The sequence below is a fragment of the Azospirillum soli genome, assembly GCF_017876165.1.
GTDB lineage: Bacteria > Pseudomonadota > Alphaproteobacteria > Azospirillales > Azospirillaceae > Azospirillum > Azospirillum soli.
The window spans coordinates 74,204-88,881 of the sequence record NZ_JAGINQ010000016.1; the positions used below are offsets into that span (position 1 = coordinate 74,204).

Consider the following 14,678-nt stretch of genomic DNA (forward strand, 5'->3'; position numbering starts at 1 on the left):
CCCGTTGCCAGTTGCGGTTCGCGCGGGCATAAATCGGCGCGCGGCCCTCCCCGCTGGATGGGACGGCTTTTGGCGAAGACAAGAATGGCGGAAGGAAAGCCCCCTATGGCTGAAAGCACTTACGACGTCGTCGTTGTCGGCGGCGGTCCCGGCGGTTACGTGTGCGCGATCCGTGCGGCGCAGCTCGGTTTCAAGGTCGCGTGCGTGGAGAAGCGGTCCGCTCTCGGCGGCACCTGCCTGAACGTCGGCTGCATCCCGTCGAAGGCGCTGCTCTCGGCGTCGGAGAAGTATGAGGAAGCCAAGCACGGCCTCGCCAAGTTCGGCATCAAGGTCGGCGACGTGCAGCTCGACCTGCCGGGCATGCTGGCCCACAAGGACAAGGTCGTCAAAGAGAACACCGGCGGCATCGAGTTCCTGTTCAAGAAGAACAAGATCGCCTGGCTGAAGGGCGCCGGCCGCATCACCGCCCCGAACACGGTCGAGGTCGAGGGCGTCGGCACCGTCACCGCCAACAAGGCCATCGTGATCGCCACCGGCTCCGAGGTCACCCCGCTGCCGGGCATCGAGATCGACGAGCAGAAGATCGTCTCCTCCACCGGCGCCCTTGAGCTGCCGGAGGTGCCGAAGCGCCTCGTCGTCATCGGCGGCGGCGTGATCGGTCTGGAGCTGGGCTCGGTCTGGGGCCGCCTCGGCTCGCAGGTCACCGTCGTGGAGTTCCTCGACCGCGTGCTGCCGACCATGGACGGCGAAGTGTCCAAGCAGATGCAGCGCATCCTCGGCAAGCAGGGCATGACCTTCAAGCTGGGCGCCAAGGTCACCGGCGCCAAGGTCACCAACACCGGCGTCACCCTGTCGGTCGAGCCCGCTGCCGGCGGCACCGCTGAGGAGATCGAGGCCGACGTGGTCCTGGTCGCCATCGGCCGCCGCCCGTACATCAACGGCCTGGGTCTCGACTCGGTCGGCGTGGAGTTGGACAACCGTGGCCGCGTGAAGATCGGCAAGCATTTCGAGACCAACGTGCCGGGCATCTACGCCATCGGCGACGTGGTCGAAGGCCCGATGCTGGCCCACAAGGCGGAAGAGGAGGGCGTTGCGCTCGCCGAGCTGCTGGCCGGTCAGGCGGGCCACGTCAACCACGACCTCGTCCCCGGTGTCGTCTACACGTGGCCGGAAGTGGCCGCCGTGGGCAAGACCGAGGAGGAGCTGAAGGCCGCCGGCATCCAGTACAAGGCCGGCAAGTTCCCCTTCACCGCCAACGGCCGCGCCCGCGCGATGGCCGCCACGGACGGCTTTGTGAAGATCCTGGCCGATGCCCGCACCGACAAGGTTCTGGGCGTCCACATGGTCGGCCCGAACGTGTCGGAGATGGTCGCCGAGCTGGCTCTCGCCATGGAGTTTAGCGCGTCGGCCGAGGACATCGCCCGCACCTGCCACGCTCACCCGACCCTGTCGGAAGTGACCAAGGAAGCGGCCCTGGCCGTGGACGGCCGTCCGCTGCACATGTAAGTCGCCTTGGCTCCCTCCCCTGCAAGAGCGGGGGAGGGAAACCCCTGTTCGTCATCCCCGCGAAGGCGCACGGCTGTCCGGTGAAACATTTCCGCTTGGAGCGTTCTGTTTCTTCACCGTCATCCCCGCGCAGGCGGGGATCCAGAAGTTTCCCACCTAAGCACTTGTTCGGCCTGGATTGCCGCCTTCGCGGGAATGACGAATTGGGGGCGAGCAGGCTCTGTGAAACACTGGTGTCAATCCGGAAGACTCGCGCAAAAACAATCCAGCCCCTTCAAGCCCTTAACCCCGTTCCCCGGACAGCCGTGCGCGAAGGCGGGGATCCAGAAAGCTCCGCACAGACCTGCTGATCCGGTCTGGATTCCCGCCTTCGCGGGAATGACGGTGGAGAGGTGGATCAGCGCCCGTGAGGGGTAGGGTGGGGTGGATTTACTCTTTTGTCTTCGCCCGTGGATGCGCGGCGCGATAGACCGCCATCAACTGCTCCGTCTCCACGTCCGTGTAGCGTTGCGTCGTGGACAGGGACGCGTGCCCCAGCAAGTCCTGGATCGCTCGCAGATCCCCACCGTCCGCCAGCAGATGCGTGGCGAAGCTGTGCCGCAGCGCGTGCGGCGTGGCCGTCTCCGGCAGTCCCATCAGCCGCCGCAGGTGTTGCATCTGCCGCTGCGCGATGGCCGGGTTCAGCGGCCCACCCCGCACTCCCACGAACAGCGGCGCGTCCGGCCCCTGGTTAAACGGGCAGGCGTCCATGTAGGCCCGCACCGCCTCGGTCACCGCCGGTAGGACTGGAACGATCCGCTCCTTGCGCCCCTTGCCGGTCACCCGCAGCACGTCGCCGAGCGGCGCGTCCTTCCGCGCCAGCCCCAACGCCTCCGAGATGCGCAGGCCGCAGCCGTACAGCAGCGTGAACAAAGCGCGGTCCCGCTTGCCGATCCAAGGCTCGTCGGGGTCTGTCTCCGCCGTCTCCAGCAGCCGGTCGGCGTCCACTTCGGTCAGGGGGCGGGGCACCGGCCGCTTCACCTTCGGGGTGGACAGCGTCCCGATGGCCGCGTTGTGGAGCCGCCCGCTGCGGTCCATCCAGCGGAAGAGGTTCCGCACGGCGGCCAGCGCCCGCGCTCGGCTTGCGTTGATCAGTCCGTCGCCGGCCAGCCGCGACAGCCAAGCCCGGAAGTCGGCCGGCTTCAGCGAGCCCAGATCGTTCATGGACGGCGGACGGCCTTGGTAACCGGTCAGGAACTCCAGGAAGCCGGCCACGTCGCCGATGTAGGCGGTCAGGGTGTGGGGGGAAACGTTGCGCTCGCTCTCCAGCCAGCGCCGCCAGTGGGCCAGCGCGTCCTGCACGTCCGGCTGGGCCGAGAAGCCGAGAACGGCTTCCTGCTTTTTGGTCATGCCGCCCCGATTATGCCGGCAGTTCGAGCCAGCCGCGGATCACCCGCTCCACCACGCGAGCGAGGAAGCCGACCAACTCCGTGCCCTGTCCGGTGTGGAAGGTGTCCGGCTCCCGGCTGCCGAAGGCCAGCATGCCCTCGGGCGTTTCGCTGGAGACCTGAAGGCGGATCAGCGCCTCCGACCGGACCAGCCCGGCGCCGGGGCCGTAGATCTCCGGATCACCCTGGATGTCGGCGTTCAGCGCCACGTCAGCCTTGCCGAGGTAACGGTCGACCGTCCCCGGCTCGACCACCCGGACGCCGCTGGTCTGAACGTGCGGGGTGTCGTACCCGTTCGACTCGACGACGAGGCAGGCGACGTCCAGGTCCAGCAGGACGGCCAAGTCGGTCGTGATGGTCTGGATCAGCTGCTCGAAACTCTGCGCGTCCAGCAGGAACAGCACGGCCGCGTGGATGCGGTTCTGGCTGTTCAGGTTGGCGCGCGAGGTGCCGATCAGCTCGCGCTGCTGGTCCTTCAGGTGGCGCACCTCGCCGCGCAAGCGCTCCACCATGAAGGCCTGGAGGTCCACCACCCCACGGCCGCGATCGAGCGACGGCGGCGTCAGGTGGTGGACCAGATCGGCATGCTGGACCAGGAAATCGGGATGTTCCCGCAGGTAGGCGCACACGTCCTCAGGGGTCAGTGCGTCTTTCATGCGGTGGGTGTGTCCCGGCTCGCGGCCCATGGTATCCGTCCAACCCTTATTACAGGATCGACCCTTACAGGATCGGCCCGTTAAAGAATCGACTGGCCGGTCTTCTTCCAGTCCTCGACGAACTGGGCGAGGCCCTTGTCGGTCAACGGGTGGTTGAACAGCTGCTTCAGCACGCTGGCCGGGGCGGTCACCACATGGGCGCCCAGGCGGGCGGCCTTGACGATGTGCATCGGGTTGCGGATCGAGGCGACCAGCACTTCGGTCTTGAAGTGGTCGTAGTTGCGGTAAATCTCGCAAATGTCGGTGATGATGCCCATACCGTCCTGGCCGATGTCGTCCAGGCGGCCGACGAACGGCGACACGAAGGAGGCGCCGGCCTTGGCGGCCAGGATCGCCTGCGCCGGCGAGAAGCACAGCGTGACGTTGACCATCGTCCCTTCGGAGGACAGAATCTTGCAGACCTTGAGACCCGCCGGCGTCAGCGGCACCTTGACCGCGACGCGGTGGGAGATCTTGGCGATCTTGTGCGCTTCGGCGAGCATGGTTTCGAAGTCGGTGGAGGCCACCTCGGCGCTCACCGGGCCGTTCACCACCTCGCAGATCTCCGACACGAGGTCGAGGAACTTGCGACCGGTCTTGGCGACCAGGGAGGGGTTGGTGGTAACACCGTCCAGCAGGCCGCTGTCGGCCAGATCGCGGATCTCGGCGATGTCGGCGGTGTCGACGAAGAACTTCATGACGACGAATCCATACTTGCTGATGAAGACCGGGCCCCGCCGCGCGGGATATGCCTCCAGGCGCTATCCCCATTGGCGCTTCGGCCAGGGGGCACTTTAGCCCATGCGCGGCGCTTCCGCCAGTTCCGGCCAGCCCCTCCAGGCCGATCTTCTGGGGCCAGAGGTGCGCGTCCGCGTGCTTTTGCCCCTGCCGCTGCGCGAGCCGTACGACTACCGCGTGCCCGCCGGGATGACTCTCAACCCCGGCGACTTCGTGGAGGTTCCGCTCGGCCCCCGCCGCGTCATCGGCGTGGTCTGGGGCGACGGTGCCGGCGCCGTCGAATCCGCGCGGCTGAAGGCCGTGGTCCGCCGCTTCGACGTGCCGCCCATGCCGGAGGTGGGGCGCCGCTTCGTCGAATGGGTGGCCGCCTACACCATGACCATGCCGGGGCAGGTGCTGCGCATGGCGGTCAGCGTCCCGGCGGCGCTGGAACCGCCCAAGCCGACGCTGGCCTATCTGCGCAAGCACGACGCCGAGCCGCCGCCCGGCTTCAAGATGACCGACCCGCGCAAGCGCGTGCTGGCGCTCCTTGACGACGGCCCGCCGCGCACCCCCGCCGAACTGGCGGAGGAGGCGGGGTGCGGGGTCGCCGTCGTGCGCGGGCTGGCCGAGGCCGGGCTGCTTGAACCCGTGCTGCTCCAGCCGACCAAACTCGGCAAGCCGGACTGGACGCGCGAGGGGCCGACCCTGTCCGGCGACCAGGAGGCCGCCGCCGAGGAACTGCGCCAGCGCGTCGCCTCCGGCGCCTACTCCACCGTGCTGCTGGACGGCGTCACCGGCTCCGGCAAGACGGAGGTCTATTACGAGGCGATCGCCGCCGCCCTGAAGCAGGGCAAGCAGGCGCTCGTCCTGCTGCCGGAAATCGCGCTGTCGGCGCAGTGGCTCGACCGCTTCGCCCGCCGCTTCGGCGCGCCGCCGGCCGAATGGCATTCGGAGCTGACCGGCGCCCAGCGCCGCGACACTTGGCGCGCCGTTGCCAACGGGGAGGTTCCGGTGGTGGTCGGTGCCCGCTCCGCCCTGTTCCTGCCCTACAAGGATCTCGGCGTCATCGTCATCGACGAGGAACACGACGCCGCCTACAAGCAGGAAGAGGGCGCCATCTACCACGCCCGTGACATGGCCGTGGCGCGCGCCCATCTCGGCGGCATCCCCATTGTGCTGGTGTCGGCGACCCCGTCGCTGGAGACCAAGGTCAACGCCGACAGCAACCGCTACGCCCGCATCCACCTGCCGGGCCGCCACGGCGGCGCCGTGCTGCCCGACGTCGAACTGATCGACCTGCGCAAGGACCGCCCGCCGGCCCGCCACTGGCTGGCGCCGACGCTGAAGAAGGCTCTGGAGGAGACGTTGGCGGAGGGCGAGCAGGCGATGCTCTTCCTGAACCGCCGTGGCTATGCCCCGCTGACCCTCTGCCGGGCCTGCGGCCACCGCCTGCAATGCCCGAACTGCACGGCGTGGCTGGTCGAGCATCGGCTCGCCCGCAAGCTCCAATGCCACCACTGCGGCCTGTCCCAGCCGCTCGCCCACAGCTGCCCCGAATGCGGGGAGGAGGGCACGCTGGCCGCCTGCGGTCCCGGCGTGGAGCGCATCTTTGAGGAGGTGGCCGAACTCTTCCCCGACGCCCGCTCCGCCATCATGGCGTCCGACACGCTGTTCGGCCCGCGCGCCATTCAGGAGATGGTCCGCAAGATCACCGACCACGAGCTGGACATCCTGATCGGCACCCAGGTCATGGCGAAGGGCCACCATTTCCCCATGCTGACCCTGGTCGGCGTGGTGGACGCCGACCTCGGCCTTGCCGGCGGCGATCTGCGGGCGGGGGAGCGGACCTACCAGCTGCTCCATCAGGTGGCCGGTCGCGCCGGCCGAGGCCAACGGCCCGGCCGCGTCATGCTGCAAACCTACATGCCGGAGCATCCGGTCATGCAGGCGTTGGCCGCCGGCGACCGCGACGGCTTCTACCAGCTGGAGGCGGAGATGCGGCTGGAGGCCGGCATGCCGCCCTTCGGCCGGCTCGCCGCCCTGATCGTTTCGGGAGAGGACTCGGTGGCGGTGGAGCGCGTCGCCATGGCGCTCGGTCGGGCGGCGCCGCGCAGCGAAACCGTCCATGTGCTGGGACCGGCGCCAGCACCGTTGGCCCTGCTGCGCGGCCGTCATCGGCGCCGCCTGCTGCTGAAGGCGCCCCGTACGACTCAGGTGCAGCCGCTGATCGCGCGCTGGCTGGAAGACGTGGAGGTTCCGCCCAACGTGCGCGTGCAAGTTGACGTGGATCCCTACAGCTTCTTGTAAAGGGGGCTTGCGACTTATTGTCTCTGCGCTCGTCGCAAGGCACCTGTGACGATTGGTCCGTTGCAGAAACGAACTCTTGGTATTACCAGACTAGGGACAGTCTTTTCCCAGAGCGTTTCCATGCCCAGGCTTAACCGCCGTTTCCACATCCAGCACCTGCTGACGGTGCTGCCCGTCCTCTTCCTGCTCGCCGTTATCGCGCTGGCGGCGGGCGTGCCCGCGCAGACGCGCGGCAGCGAGGCGGAGGCGAACGCGCTGCTCGACAAGGCGACGAGCTTTCTGCGTCAACATGGGGTCGCGGCCGCGCCGGACGCCTTCGCGCGCCGCGACGGCACCTTCATCGACCGTGACCTTTACCCGACCTTGATCGACGACGACGGGGTGATGATCGCGCACGGCTGGACGCCGGGCCTCAACGGCACGGACCTGTCCGAACTGAAGGATGTGGACGGCAAGCCCTTCATCCGCGACGCGCTCGACCTCATCGCGGAAAAGGGCGTCGGCGCGGTGAGCTACAAGTGGACCGATCCCCTATCGGGGCAGATCGCGCCCAAGACCATGCATGTCCGGCGCGTCGTTCTGAACGGTGCGCCCTACATGCTGTCGGTGGGCGTCTACCGATAAGGCGACTTGGCCGTTAAAGCGACTCGGCGGGAATTTTATAGAGATCCGGCGGATTTCAGAGGACGGAGAAGGCTCGTTCCTGGCGCGGGCGGGGGCGCCAGATCGATAGGCACTCGGTGGCGGTGGAACCGGACCCGATGCCGTACCAGCCGGAACGATCGTTGAAGGAGAGGCTGTAGCGACCCTGACCGTCGCGTTCGAAACGGAACACCGGACGGTCGACGCCGGGCAGCAGGACCAGCAGGCGGTCGTACTCCCGCCCCGTCTCGCGGATCACCCCGGCCCAGTGGCCGAGACGCAGCTTCGGTTCCGCGACCGTTTCGAATTCGGTGAGGTCGGCGGGCGTGAAGCGGGCGCGGGAGAAGGCGACGACAGTCATGGCAGGCCTTTGGTCGTTTCCGTCCGGAGAGCCTTCCAGGGGTCGGCCACCGGTTGCATTCGATGGCCCGACCGTGCGCGTGAATGGTTAAGCGGATGTTAAGCGGCCCGGAAGGTCACAGTCTCGTCTCCTCCATGGCCCTTTCCGGCATGCGATGAAGCGGACGGTCCACGGGGACCGGCAAGGCGGGCGGCAGAAAACACCTGTTTGGCGCGTACATTCGCGGCAGGACATTTCCGAGCAGGACAGGCGCAAAACGCCGCACGCAAATTGTCCAGACCCCGTTGCGCATAGGCTAATCCTGTGATATTGGACCGCTCGCTTTCGCGGACCGGGTCGCCGCGATGTGGGTTTTCCCGCCCTTAAGGCCCTGAAAATTCATCGTCTACCGACACTCAATTCGAGGGATCAGGTGGCATCCGAAGGTACAGGCGTTTCCGAACTCGCTACGCGCTACTCCATCGCGCTGTTCGAGCTTGCGGATGAGAACAAGGCGTTGGATCAGGTCGCGAGCGATCTGGTTGCGCTGAAGCAAATCCTGGCCGAGAGCGCCGACCTTCGCCGCCTCGTCCAGAGCCCCGTGATCAGTCGCGACGACCAGGGCCGGGCCATTGCCGCGGTTCTGGATCGTGCTGGGGCCTCCGATCTGACCAAGCGCTTCATCGGGCTGGTGGCCAAGAACCGCCGCCTGTTCGCGCTGGACGGCATGATCGCAGGCTTCCTGGCCGAGCTGGCCCGCCGCCGAGGCGAGGTCACGGCGCAGGTCACGTCCGCCAAGCCGCTGAGCGACGCTCAGCTCCAGGCGGTCACGGACGCGCTGAAGGCGTCGGTTGGATCGAAGGTGTTGGTCAACGCCTCCGTCGATCCCGCGCTGATCGGTGGGATGATCGTTAAGTTCGGCTCGCGCATGGTCGACACCTCGGTGCGCACGAAGCTGGACAAATTGCAACTAGCCATGAAGGCCTCAGGGGGATCAGTCTGATGGATATCCGCGCCGCAGAAATCTCTGCGATCCTCAAGCAGCAGATCGCGAATTTCGGCACCGAGGCGGACGTCGCCGAGGTCGGCCAGGTGCTGTCGGTGGGTGACGGCGTCGCCCGCGTGCACGGTCTGGACAACGTCCGCGCCGGCGAGATGGTCGAGTTCCCCGGTGGCATCAAGGGCATGGCGCTGAACCTCGAGACCGACAACGTCGGTATCGTGATTTTCGGCGGCGACCGCGACATCAAGGAAGGCGACACCGTCAAGCGCACGGGCACCATCGTGGACGTGCCGGTCGGCCGTGGCCTGCTGGGCCGCGTCGTGGACGGTCTCGGCAACCCGATCGACGGCAAGGGTCCGCTGGTCGATGTCGAGCGCAAGCGCGTCGAAGTGAAGGCCCCCGGCATTATCCCGCGCAAGTCGGTGCACGAGCCGATGCAGACCGGCCTGAAGGCCGTTGACTCGCTGGTTCCGATCGGCCGCGGCCAGCGCGAGCTGATCATCGGTGACCGTCAGACTGGCAAGACCGCCGTCGTCATCGACACCTTCCTGAACCAGAAGCCGATCAACCAGGGCGACGACGAGAGCAAGAAGCTCTACTGCATCTACGTCGCCGTCGGTCAGAAGCGCTCCACCGTCGCCCAGATCGTCAAGACCCTGGAAGACGCCGGCGCTCTGGAATACTCCATCGTCGTCGCCGCCACGGCTTCCGAGCCGGCTCCGCTCCAGTTCCTGGCGCCGTACACCGGCTGCACGATGGGCGAGTACTTCCGCGACAACGGCATGCACGCCCTGATCGTGTACGATGACCTGTCCAAGCAGGCCGTCGCCTACCGTCAGATGTCCCTGCTGCTCCGCCGTCCGCCGGGCCGCGAAGCCTACCCCGGCGACGTGTTCTACCTCCACTCCCGCCTGCTTGAGCGCGCGGCGAAGATGGGCGACAAGCACGGCGCCGGTTCGCTGACCGCCCTGCCGGTCATCGAGACGCAGGCCGGCGACGTGTCGGCCTACATCCCGACGAACGTGATTTCAATCACCGACGGCCAGATCTTCCTGGAGACGGGCCTGTTCTATAAGGGCATCCGCCCCGCCATCAACGTCGGTCTGTCGGTGTCGCGCGTCGGCTCGGCCGCCCAGATCAAGGCGATGAAGCAGGTCGCCGGCACCATCAAGATGGAGCTGGCCCAGTACCGCGAGATGGCCGCCTTCGCGCAGTTCGCCTCGGACCTCGACGCCGCTACCCAGCGCCTGCTGGCCCGTGGCGCCCGTCTGACCGAGCTGCTGAAGCAGCCGCAGTTCCAGCCGTTGCCGGTGGAAGAGCAGGTCGTCTCGATCTTCTCGGGCGTGAAGGGCTACCTCGACAAGATCAAGGTCGAGGATGTCAACCGCTTCGAGGCCAAGTTCCTCGCTGAGATCCGTTCCAAGGGTGCCGACATCCTGGCGACGATCCGCAACGAGAAGCAGATCTCGGCGGCGACCGAGGAGCGCCTGAAGGCCTTCCTCGACAACTTCTCCAAGGTGTTCGTCTGATCGATGGCGGGGGCGCGGTGATCGCGCCCCTTCCGTCCAACCGAACGACCCCGAGCGGAATGAAGGGCCGGCATGCCTAGCCTTAAGGACCTTAAGAACCGGATCAGCAGCGTCCAGTCGACGCGCAAGATCACTTCGGCGATGAAGATGGTCGCCGCTTCCAAGCTCCGCCGCGCGCAGGAGCAGGCGGAAGCCGGTCGTCCCTACGCCGAGCGCATGGGCCGCATGCTGGCCTCTCTCGCGGCCAACGTGCAGGACAGCGGCAACGGGCCGAAGCTGATGACGGGCACGGGCGCCGACCAGGTGCACCTCCTGATCATCATCAGCTCCGACCGTGGCCTGTGCGGCGCCTTCAACGGCTCCATCGTCCGCGAGTCCCGTCGCCAGATTCTCCGCCTCCAGTCGGAAGGCAAGACGGTCAAGCTGCTCACCGTCGGCCGCAAGGCCCGCGACCAGCTGCGCCGTGAATTCGGCTCGCTGATCGTCGAGACCTACGAGGACGTGGGCCGGCGCAAGCTGTCCTTCGCCGACGCCGACATGGTCGCCCAGAAGGTGCTGTCGCTGTTCGACGCCGGCGAGTTCGACGTCTGCTCGGTGATCTTCAACAAGTTCAAGTCGGCGATTTCGCAGATCGTCACCGTCCAGCAGCTGATCCCCTTCGCCGTCGAGGCGCAGGCGGAGGAAGTTGCCAGCGACGAGCTGAAGCCGGTCTACGAGTTCGAGCCGGACGAAGAGCAGATCCTCGCCGAGCTGCTGCCGCGCAACCTGTCGATCCAGGTCTACCGCGCTCTCTTGGAGAGTGCCGCGTCCGAACAGGGCGCGCGCATGACCGCGATGGACAACGCCACGCGCAACGCCGGCGACATGATCAACAAGCTGACGATCACCTACAACCGCACGCGCCAGGCCTACATCACCAAGGAGCTGATCGAGATCATCTCCGGCGCCGAGGCGGTCTAACCCAGTTCACCTCTGGGCGGTCGATACGACGGCTATTCCGACAATTATTCGAGTTCCGAGGGAGCTTTACTCCATGGCCACCAACACCCAGGCGACGAACGCCGTCGGCAAGATCACGCAGGTTACGGGCGCCGTTGTCGACGTCCAGTTCGAAGGTGATCTGCCGGCCATTCTGAACGCGCTGCACACCCAGAACGACGGCAAGACCCTCGTGCTCGAGGTTGCGCAGCACCTCGGCGAGAGCACGGTCCGCGCCATCGCCATGGACAGCACCGACGGTCTCGTCCGCGGCGCCGAGGTGGTGGACACCGGCGGCCCGATCGCGGTGCCGGTCGGCCCGGCCACCCTCGGCCGCATCATCAACGTGATCGGCGAGCCGATCGACGAGCGCGGCGACGTCGGCGCCGAGCGCGCCTTCCCGATCCACCGCTCCGCTCCGGAGTTCGTCGAGCAGTCGACGGAAGCCGAAGTGCTGGTCACGGGCATCAAGGTCATCGACCTGCTGGCCCCGTACGCCAAGGGCGGCAAGATCGGCCTGTTCGGCGGCGCCGGCGTGGGCAAGACCGTGACCATCATGGAGCTGATCAACAACGTCGCGAAGGCGCACGGCGGTGTGTCGGTGTTCGCGGGCGTTGGTGAGCGTACCCGTGAGGGCAACGACCTCTACCACGAGATGATCGAGTCGGGCGTCATCAAGCTCGACGGTCCGGGCTCCAAGGTGGCGCTCGTGTACGGTCAGATGAACGAGCCGCCGGGTGCCCGCGCCCGCGTCGCCCTGACCGGCCTGACCCTCGCGGAATACTTCCGCGACGAGGAAGGCCAGGACGTGCTGTTCTTCGTGGACAACATCTTCCGCTTCACGCAGGCGGGCTCCGAGGTGTCGGCGCTTCTCGGCCGTATCCCGTCGGCGGTGGGTTACCAGCCGACGCTGGCCACCGACATGGGCGCCCTGCAGGAGCGCATCACCTCGACGAAGAAGGGCTCGATCACCTCGGTGCAGGCCATTTACGTGCCCGCCGACGACCTGACCGACCCGGCCCCGGCCACCTCCTTCGCCCACCTGGACGCCACCACGGTGCTGTCGCGTTCGATCGCCGAAATGGCGATCTTCCCGGCGGTGGACCCGCTGGACTCGACCAGCCGCATTCTCGACCCGCGCGTCGTGGGTGACGAGCACTACGCGGTGGCCCGTTCGGTGCAGCGCGTTCTGCAGACCTACAAGTCGCTGCAGGACATCATCGCGATCCTGGGCATGGACGAGCTGTCGGAAGAGGATAAGCTGGTCGTGGCCCGCGCCCGCAAGATCCAGCGCTTCCTGTCCCAGCCGTTCCACGTCGCCGAGGTGTTTACCGGCACCCCGGGCGTGCTCGTCCCGCTGGAGGAGACGATCCGCGGCTTCAAGGGCATCGTGAACGGCGACTACGACCACCTGCCGGAGGCCGCCTTCTACATGGTCGGCACCATCGACGAGGCGATCGCCAAGGCGAAGAAGCTGGCCGCCGAAGCCGCCTGATAAAGGCAGCGTGAGGCAAACGAACGAGGCTCCCCTCTCCCCCGGCTCCGGGGGAGGGGGTTCTTATGAAGAGGCACCAGGAAACCCATGGCCGATAAAGTCGAATTCGAGCTGGTCTCTCCGGAGAAGCTGCTGACCTCGCAGCCCGTCGACATGGTCGTGGTGCCGGGTTCGGAAGGTGATTTCGGTGTCCTCGCCGGCCACTCCCCGATGATCTCGACCGTCCGTCCGGGCGTGATCGACGTCTACGAGGGCGACCGCATCGTGGACCGCGTGTTCGTTGCCGGCGGCTTCGCCGAGGTGACCGAGACCCGCTGCACCGTGCTGGCCGAAGAGGCCGTTCCGGTGGCCGAGATCGACCGCGCCAAGGTCGAGCAGGCGATCCGCGACCTCGGCGAGGATCTGGAAGACGCCAAGGCCGACGACGAGCGCGCCCGGGTGGAGGCGAAGCTCGCCATCGCCCGCGCCAAGCTCGATGCGGCCGGCGCGTCCGTGACCGCGCACTGACATCGGCGACGGCCCGGCCGCCAAGCGTGGACCGGGCCGTTTCCTTTGGCGATCCCGTTGCAACGCAGCGGAGCCAGCATACATACTGCCCCCAAGGGGATCCGCGCCTCCCGGTCCGTCCGTCGAGGCGTTTTGTTTTTTCCGTTCAGCCTTTCAAGAACAAGCCGGCCGAAGCGCCGGCACAGGAGCGGGACAGGACATGGCGACGATGCATTGGCGCTACGAGGAGCTTCCCTGGGATCAGCTCGACCGCTCCAAGGTCGATTCCGATCTGGTGCCTCTGATCAAGGCGGCGGCGCTGGTCGAGTTCAACGCCGACGACTACACCGCCTACCTCTGCAACGTCTTCCACGACGATCCGGAGTTCCAGGAGGTTGCCAAGGGCTGGGCGGTCGAGGAGGTCCAGCACGGCCGGGCGCTCGGCAAATGGGCCGAACTGGTCGATCCGACCTTCAACTTCGACAAGGCGGTGGAGCGCTTCCGCGCCGGCTACCGCGTCCCCATCGACCTGAACGCCTCCGTGCGCGGGTCGCGCACCGGCGAGATGATCGCCCGCTGCATGGTCGAGACGGGCACCAGTTCCTACTACGCGGCCATCGGCGACTCGACGGAGGAGCCGGTGCTGAAGCTGATCTGCCGCAACATCGCGGCGGACGAACTGCGCCACTACAAGACCTTCTACACCTACACGAAGAAGTATCTGGAGCTGGAGCAGCTGACCAAGTTCCAGCGTCTGAAGGTCGCCCTGTCGCGCATCGGCGAGTCCGAGGACGACGAGCTGGCCTACGCCTACTTCGCCGCCAACGCGGCGGACGGCGAGACCTACGACCACAAGACCTATAATCAGGCCTACATGCGCCGCGCCTACGGGCGTTACCGGCCCAAGCACGTGGATCGTGCGGTGGCGATGGTCTTCAAGGCCTGCGGGCTGAAGCCGCACACGCGCTTCTACAGTCTGGCGGCGCGCGGGGCTTGGTGGCTGATCGACAGCCGGGCGAAGAAGCTCGCGAAGGCGGCGGCGGCTTAACGCCGCCGCAGGTTCTCGATCACCGTTTCGAACTCCTTCAGGACGGCCTCATAGACCGGGCGCTTGAAGGGAACGATCAGGTCGGGCAGGTCGTCCGCATCGACCCACTTCCAGGCGTCGAACTCCGGATGCTCGGTGGCGAGGTCGATGTCGGCGTCGGTGCCGGTGAAGCGGGCGGCGATCCACACCTGCTCCTGCCCGCGCCAGCGCCCCTTCCACACCTTGCCCAGCAGGTGGTCGGGCAGGTCATAGCGCAGCTTCTCGGTCGTCTCGGCCAGGACCTCGGCCTTGCCCGTGCCGATTTCCTCTTCCAACTCGCGCAGAGCCGCCTCGCGGACGCTCTCGCCCTCGTCGATGCCACCCTGCGGCATCTGCCAGGAATCCTTGCTGTCGCAGCGTTTGGCGACGAAGACCTGCCCGCGGTCGTTCAGCAGCATCACCCCCACGCAGGGACGGTAGGGGAGGGACTCGCGGTCGATGGTCTTGCCCATGGTTCCTGTTG

The 14,678-nt window shown here is 67.0% G+C and carries 14 protein-coding genes; 9 read left to right on the forward strand and 5 right to left on the reverse strand.

All coding sequences use genetic code 11. The annotated features are described in order from the left end of the window. Positions 1-105 precede the first annotated feature (105 nt). The gene (gene lpdA, locus J2852_RS22320; RefSeq protein ID WP_209879938.1) at positions 106-1,506 is read left to right on the forward strand and encodes a dihydrolipoyl dehydrogenase; all 1,401 of its coding nucleotides are present in this window, start codon (positions 106-108) and stop codon (positions 1,504-1,506) included. A 429-nt stretch (positions 1,507-1,935) separates the two neighbouring features. Here lpdA and J2852_RS22325 read toward each other — a convergent pair whose 3' ends face one another. The 3 genes from J2852_RS22325 to fsa form a co-directional block, all read right to left on the reverse strand. Next, positions 1,936-2,895, reverse strand: a complete 960-nt coding sequence (locus J2852_RS22325; protein ID WP_209879942.1) for a tyrosine recombinase XerC — start codon at positions 2,893-2,895, stop codon at positions 1,936-1,938. Positions 2,896-2,905: 10 nt separating this feature from the next. Then, positions 2,906-3,589 carry a DUF484 family protein gene (locus J2852_RS22330; protein WP_246499914.1) on the reverse strand — a complete coding sequence of 228 codons (684 nt, stop codon included), beginning with the start codon at positions 3,587-3,589 and terminating at the stop codon, positions 2,906-2,908. 80 nt (positions 3,590-3,669) lie between these two features. Continuing rightward, complete coding sequence (gene fsa, locus J2852_RS22335; protein ID WP_209879948.1) at positions 3,670-4,326, reverse strand: fructose-6-phosphate aldolase; 657 nt, start codon at positions 4,324-4,326, stop codon at positions 3,670-3,672. Between the two features lie 103 nt (positions 4,327-4,429). Between fsa and J2852_RS22340 the strand changes: the two genes are divergently transcribed. Together J2852_RS22340 and J2852_RS22345 are read left to right on the forward strand one after the other, a co-directional pair. Then, positions 4,430-6,655: a primosomal protein N' gene (locus J2852_RS22340; RefSeq protein WP_211112305.1), complete on the forward strand. Its 2,226-nt coding sequence runs from the start codon at positions 4,430-4,432 to the stop codon at positions 6,653-6,655. Positions 6,656-6,775: 120 nt separating this feature from the next. Continuing rightward, on the forward strand, positions 6,776-7,279 hold the full coding sequence (locus J2852_RS22345; protein ID WP_209879951.1) for a cache domain-containing protein: 504 nt from the start codon (positions 6,776-6,778) through the stop codon (positions 7,277-7,279). A 55-nt stretch (positions 7,280-7,334) separates the two neighbouring features. Here the strand turns inward: J2852_RS22345 and J2852_RS22350 are convergent, their stop codons facing one another. Beyond that, positions 7,335-7,658, reverse strand: a complete 324-nt coding sequence (locus tag J2852_RS22350) for a hypothetical protein (protein WP_209879954.1) — start codon at positions 7,656-7,658, stop codon at positions 7,335-7,337. Positions 7,659-8,070: 412 nt separating this feature from the next. Here J2852_RS22350 and J2852_RS22355 point away from each other — a divergent pair, with 412 nt between their 5' ends. From J2852_RS22355 to J2852_RS22380, 6 genes are all read left to right on the forward strand, one after another. Beyond that, a complete protein-coding gene (locus J2852_RS22355) occupies positions 8,071-8,640 on the forward strand; it encodes a F0F1 ATP synthase subunit delta (protein ID WP_209879957.1) in 570 nt (189 codons plus the stop codon). Next, complete coding sequence (gene atpA, locus J2852_RS22360) at positions 8,640-10,169, forward strand: F0F1 ATP synthase subunit alpha (RefSeq protein ID WP_209879960.1); 1,530 nt, start codon at positions 8,640-8,642, stop codon at positions 10,167-10,169. Before J2852_RS22355 ends, atpA begins: the two co-directional genes overlap by 1 nt. Before the next feature lie 72 nt (positions 10,170-10,241). Continuing rightward, positions 10,242-11,129 carry a F0F1 ATP synthase subunit gamma gene (locus J2852_RS22365; RefSeq protein ID WP_209879963.1) on the forward strand — a complete coding sequence of 296 codons (888 nt, stop codon included), beginning with the start codon at positions 10,242-10,244 and terminating at the stop codon, positions 11,127-11,129. A 73-nt stretch (positions 11,130-11,202) separates the two neighbouring features. Then, the gene (gene atpD, locus J2852_RS22370; RefSeq protein WP_209879966.1) at positions 11,203-12,642 is read left to right on the forward strand and encodes a F0F1 ATP synthase subunit beta; all 1,440 of its coding nucleotides are present in this window, start codon (positions 11,203-11,205) and stop codon (positions 12,640-12,642) included. An 87-nt stretch (positions 12,643-12,729) separates the two neighbouring features. After that, positions 12,730-13,149, forward strand: a complete 420-nt coding sequence (locus tag J2852_RS22375; protein ID WP_209879968.1) for a F0F1 ATP synthase subunit epsilon — start codon at positions 12,730-12,732, stop codon at positions 13,147-13,149. Between the two features lie 199 nt (positions 13,150-13,348). Continuing rightward, positions 13,349-14,176, forward strand: coding sequence for an acyl-ACP desaturase (locus J2852_RS22380; RefSeq protein WP_209879971.1), 828 nt, complete (start codon positions 13,349-13,351; stop codon positions 14,174-14,176). Here the strand turns inward: J2852_RS22380 and J2852_RS22385 are convergent. Next, the gene (locus J2852_RS22385) at positions 14,173-14,667 is read right to left on the reverse strand and encodes an RNA pyrophosphohydrolase (protein ID WP_209879973.1); all 495 of its coding nucleotides are present in this window, start codon (positions 14,665-14,667) and stop codon (positions 14,173-14,175) included. The genes J2852_RS22380 and J2852_RS22385 overlap by 4 nt on opposite strands. Positions 14,668-14,678 lie beyond the last annotated feature (11 nt).

Bases quoted from the DNA above. Each gene is read 5' to 3' on its own strand.
- lpdA (WP_209879938.1), top strand. From the start codon at position 106: ATGGCTGAAAGCACTTACGACGTCGTCGTTGTCGGCGGCGGTCCCGGC.
- J2852_RS22325 (WP_209879942.1), bottom strand. From the start codon at position 2,895: ATGACCAAAAAGCAGGAAGCCGTTCTCGGCTTCTCGGCCCAGCCGGAC.
- J2852_RS22330 (WP_246499914.1), bottom strand. From the start codon at position 3,589: ATGAAAGACGCACTGACCCCTGAGGACGTGTGCGCCTACCTGCGGGAA.
- fsa (WP_209879948.1), bottom strand. From the start codon at position 4,326: ATGAAGTTCTTCGTCGACACCGCCGACATCGCCGAGATCCGCGATCTG.
- J2852_RS22340 (WP_211112305.1), top strand. From the start codon at position 4,430: ATGCGCGGCGCTTCCGCCAGTTCCGGCCAGCCCCTCCAGGCCGATCTT.
- J2852_RS22345 (WP_209879951.1), top strand. From the start codon at position 6,776: ATGCCCAGGCTTAACCGCCGTTTCCACATCCAGCACCTGCTGACGGTG.
- J2852_RS22350 (WP_209879954.1), bottom strand. From the start codon at position 7,658: ATGACTGTCGTCGCCTTCTCCCGCGCCCGCTTCACGCCCGCCGACCTC.
- atpA (WP_209879960.1), top strand. From the start codon at position 8,640: ATGGATATCCGCGCCGCAGAAATCTCTGCGATCCTCAAGCAGCAGATC.
- J2852_RS22365 (WP_209879963.1), top strand. From the start codon at position 10,242: ATGCCTAGCCTTAAGGACCTTAAGAACCGGATCAGCAGCGTCCAGTCG.
- atpD (WP_209879966.1), top strand. From the start codon at position 11,203: ATGGCCACCAACACCCAGGCGACGAACGCCGTCGGCAAGATCACGCAG.
- J2852_RS22375 (WP_209879968.1), top strand. From the start codon at position 12,730: ATGGCCGATAAAGTCGAATTCGAGCTGGTCTCTCCGGAGAAGCTGCTG.
- J2852_RS22380 (WP_209879971.1), top strand. From the start codon at position 13,349: ATGGCGACGATGCATTGGCGCTACGAGGAGCTTCCCTGGGATCAGCTC.
- J2852_RS22385 (WP_209879973.1), bottom strand. From the start codon at position 14,667: ATGGGCAAGACCATCGACCGCGAGTCCCTCCCCTACCGTCCCTGCGTG.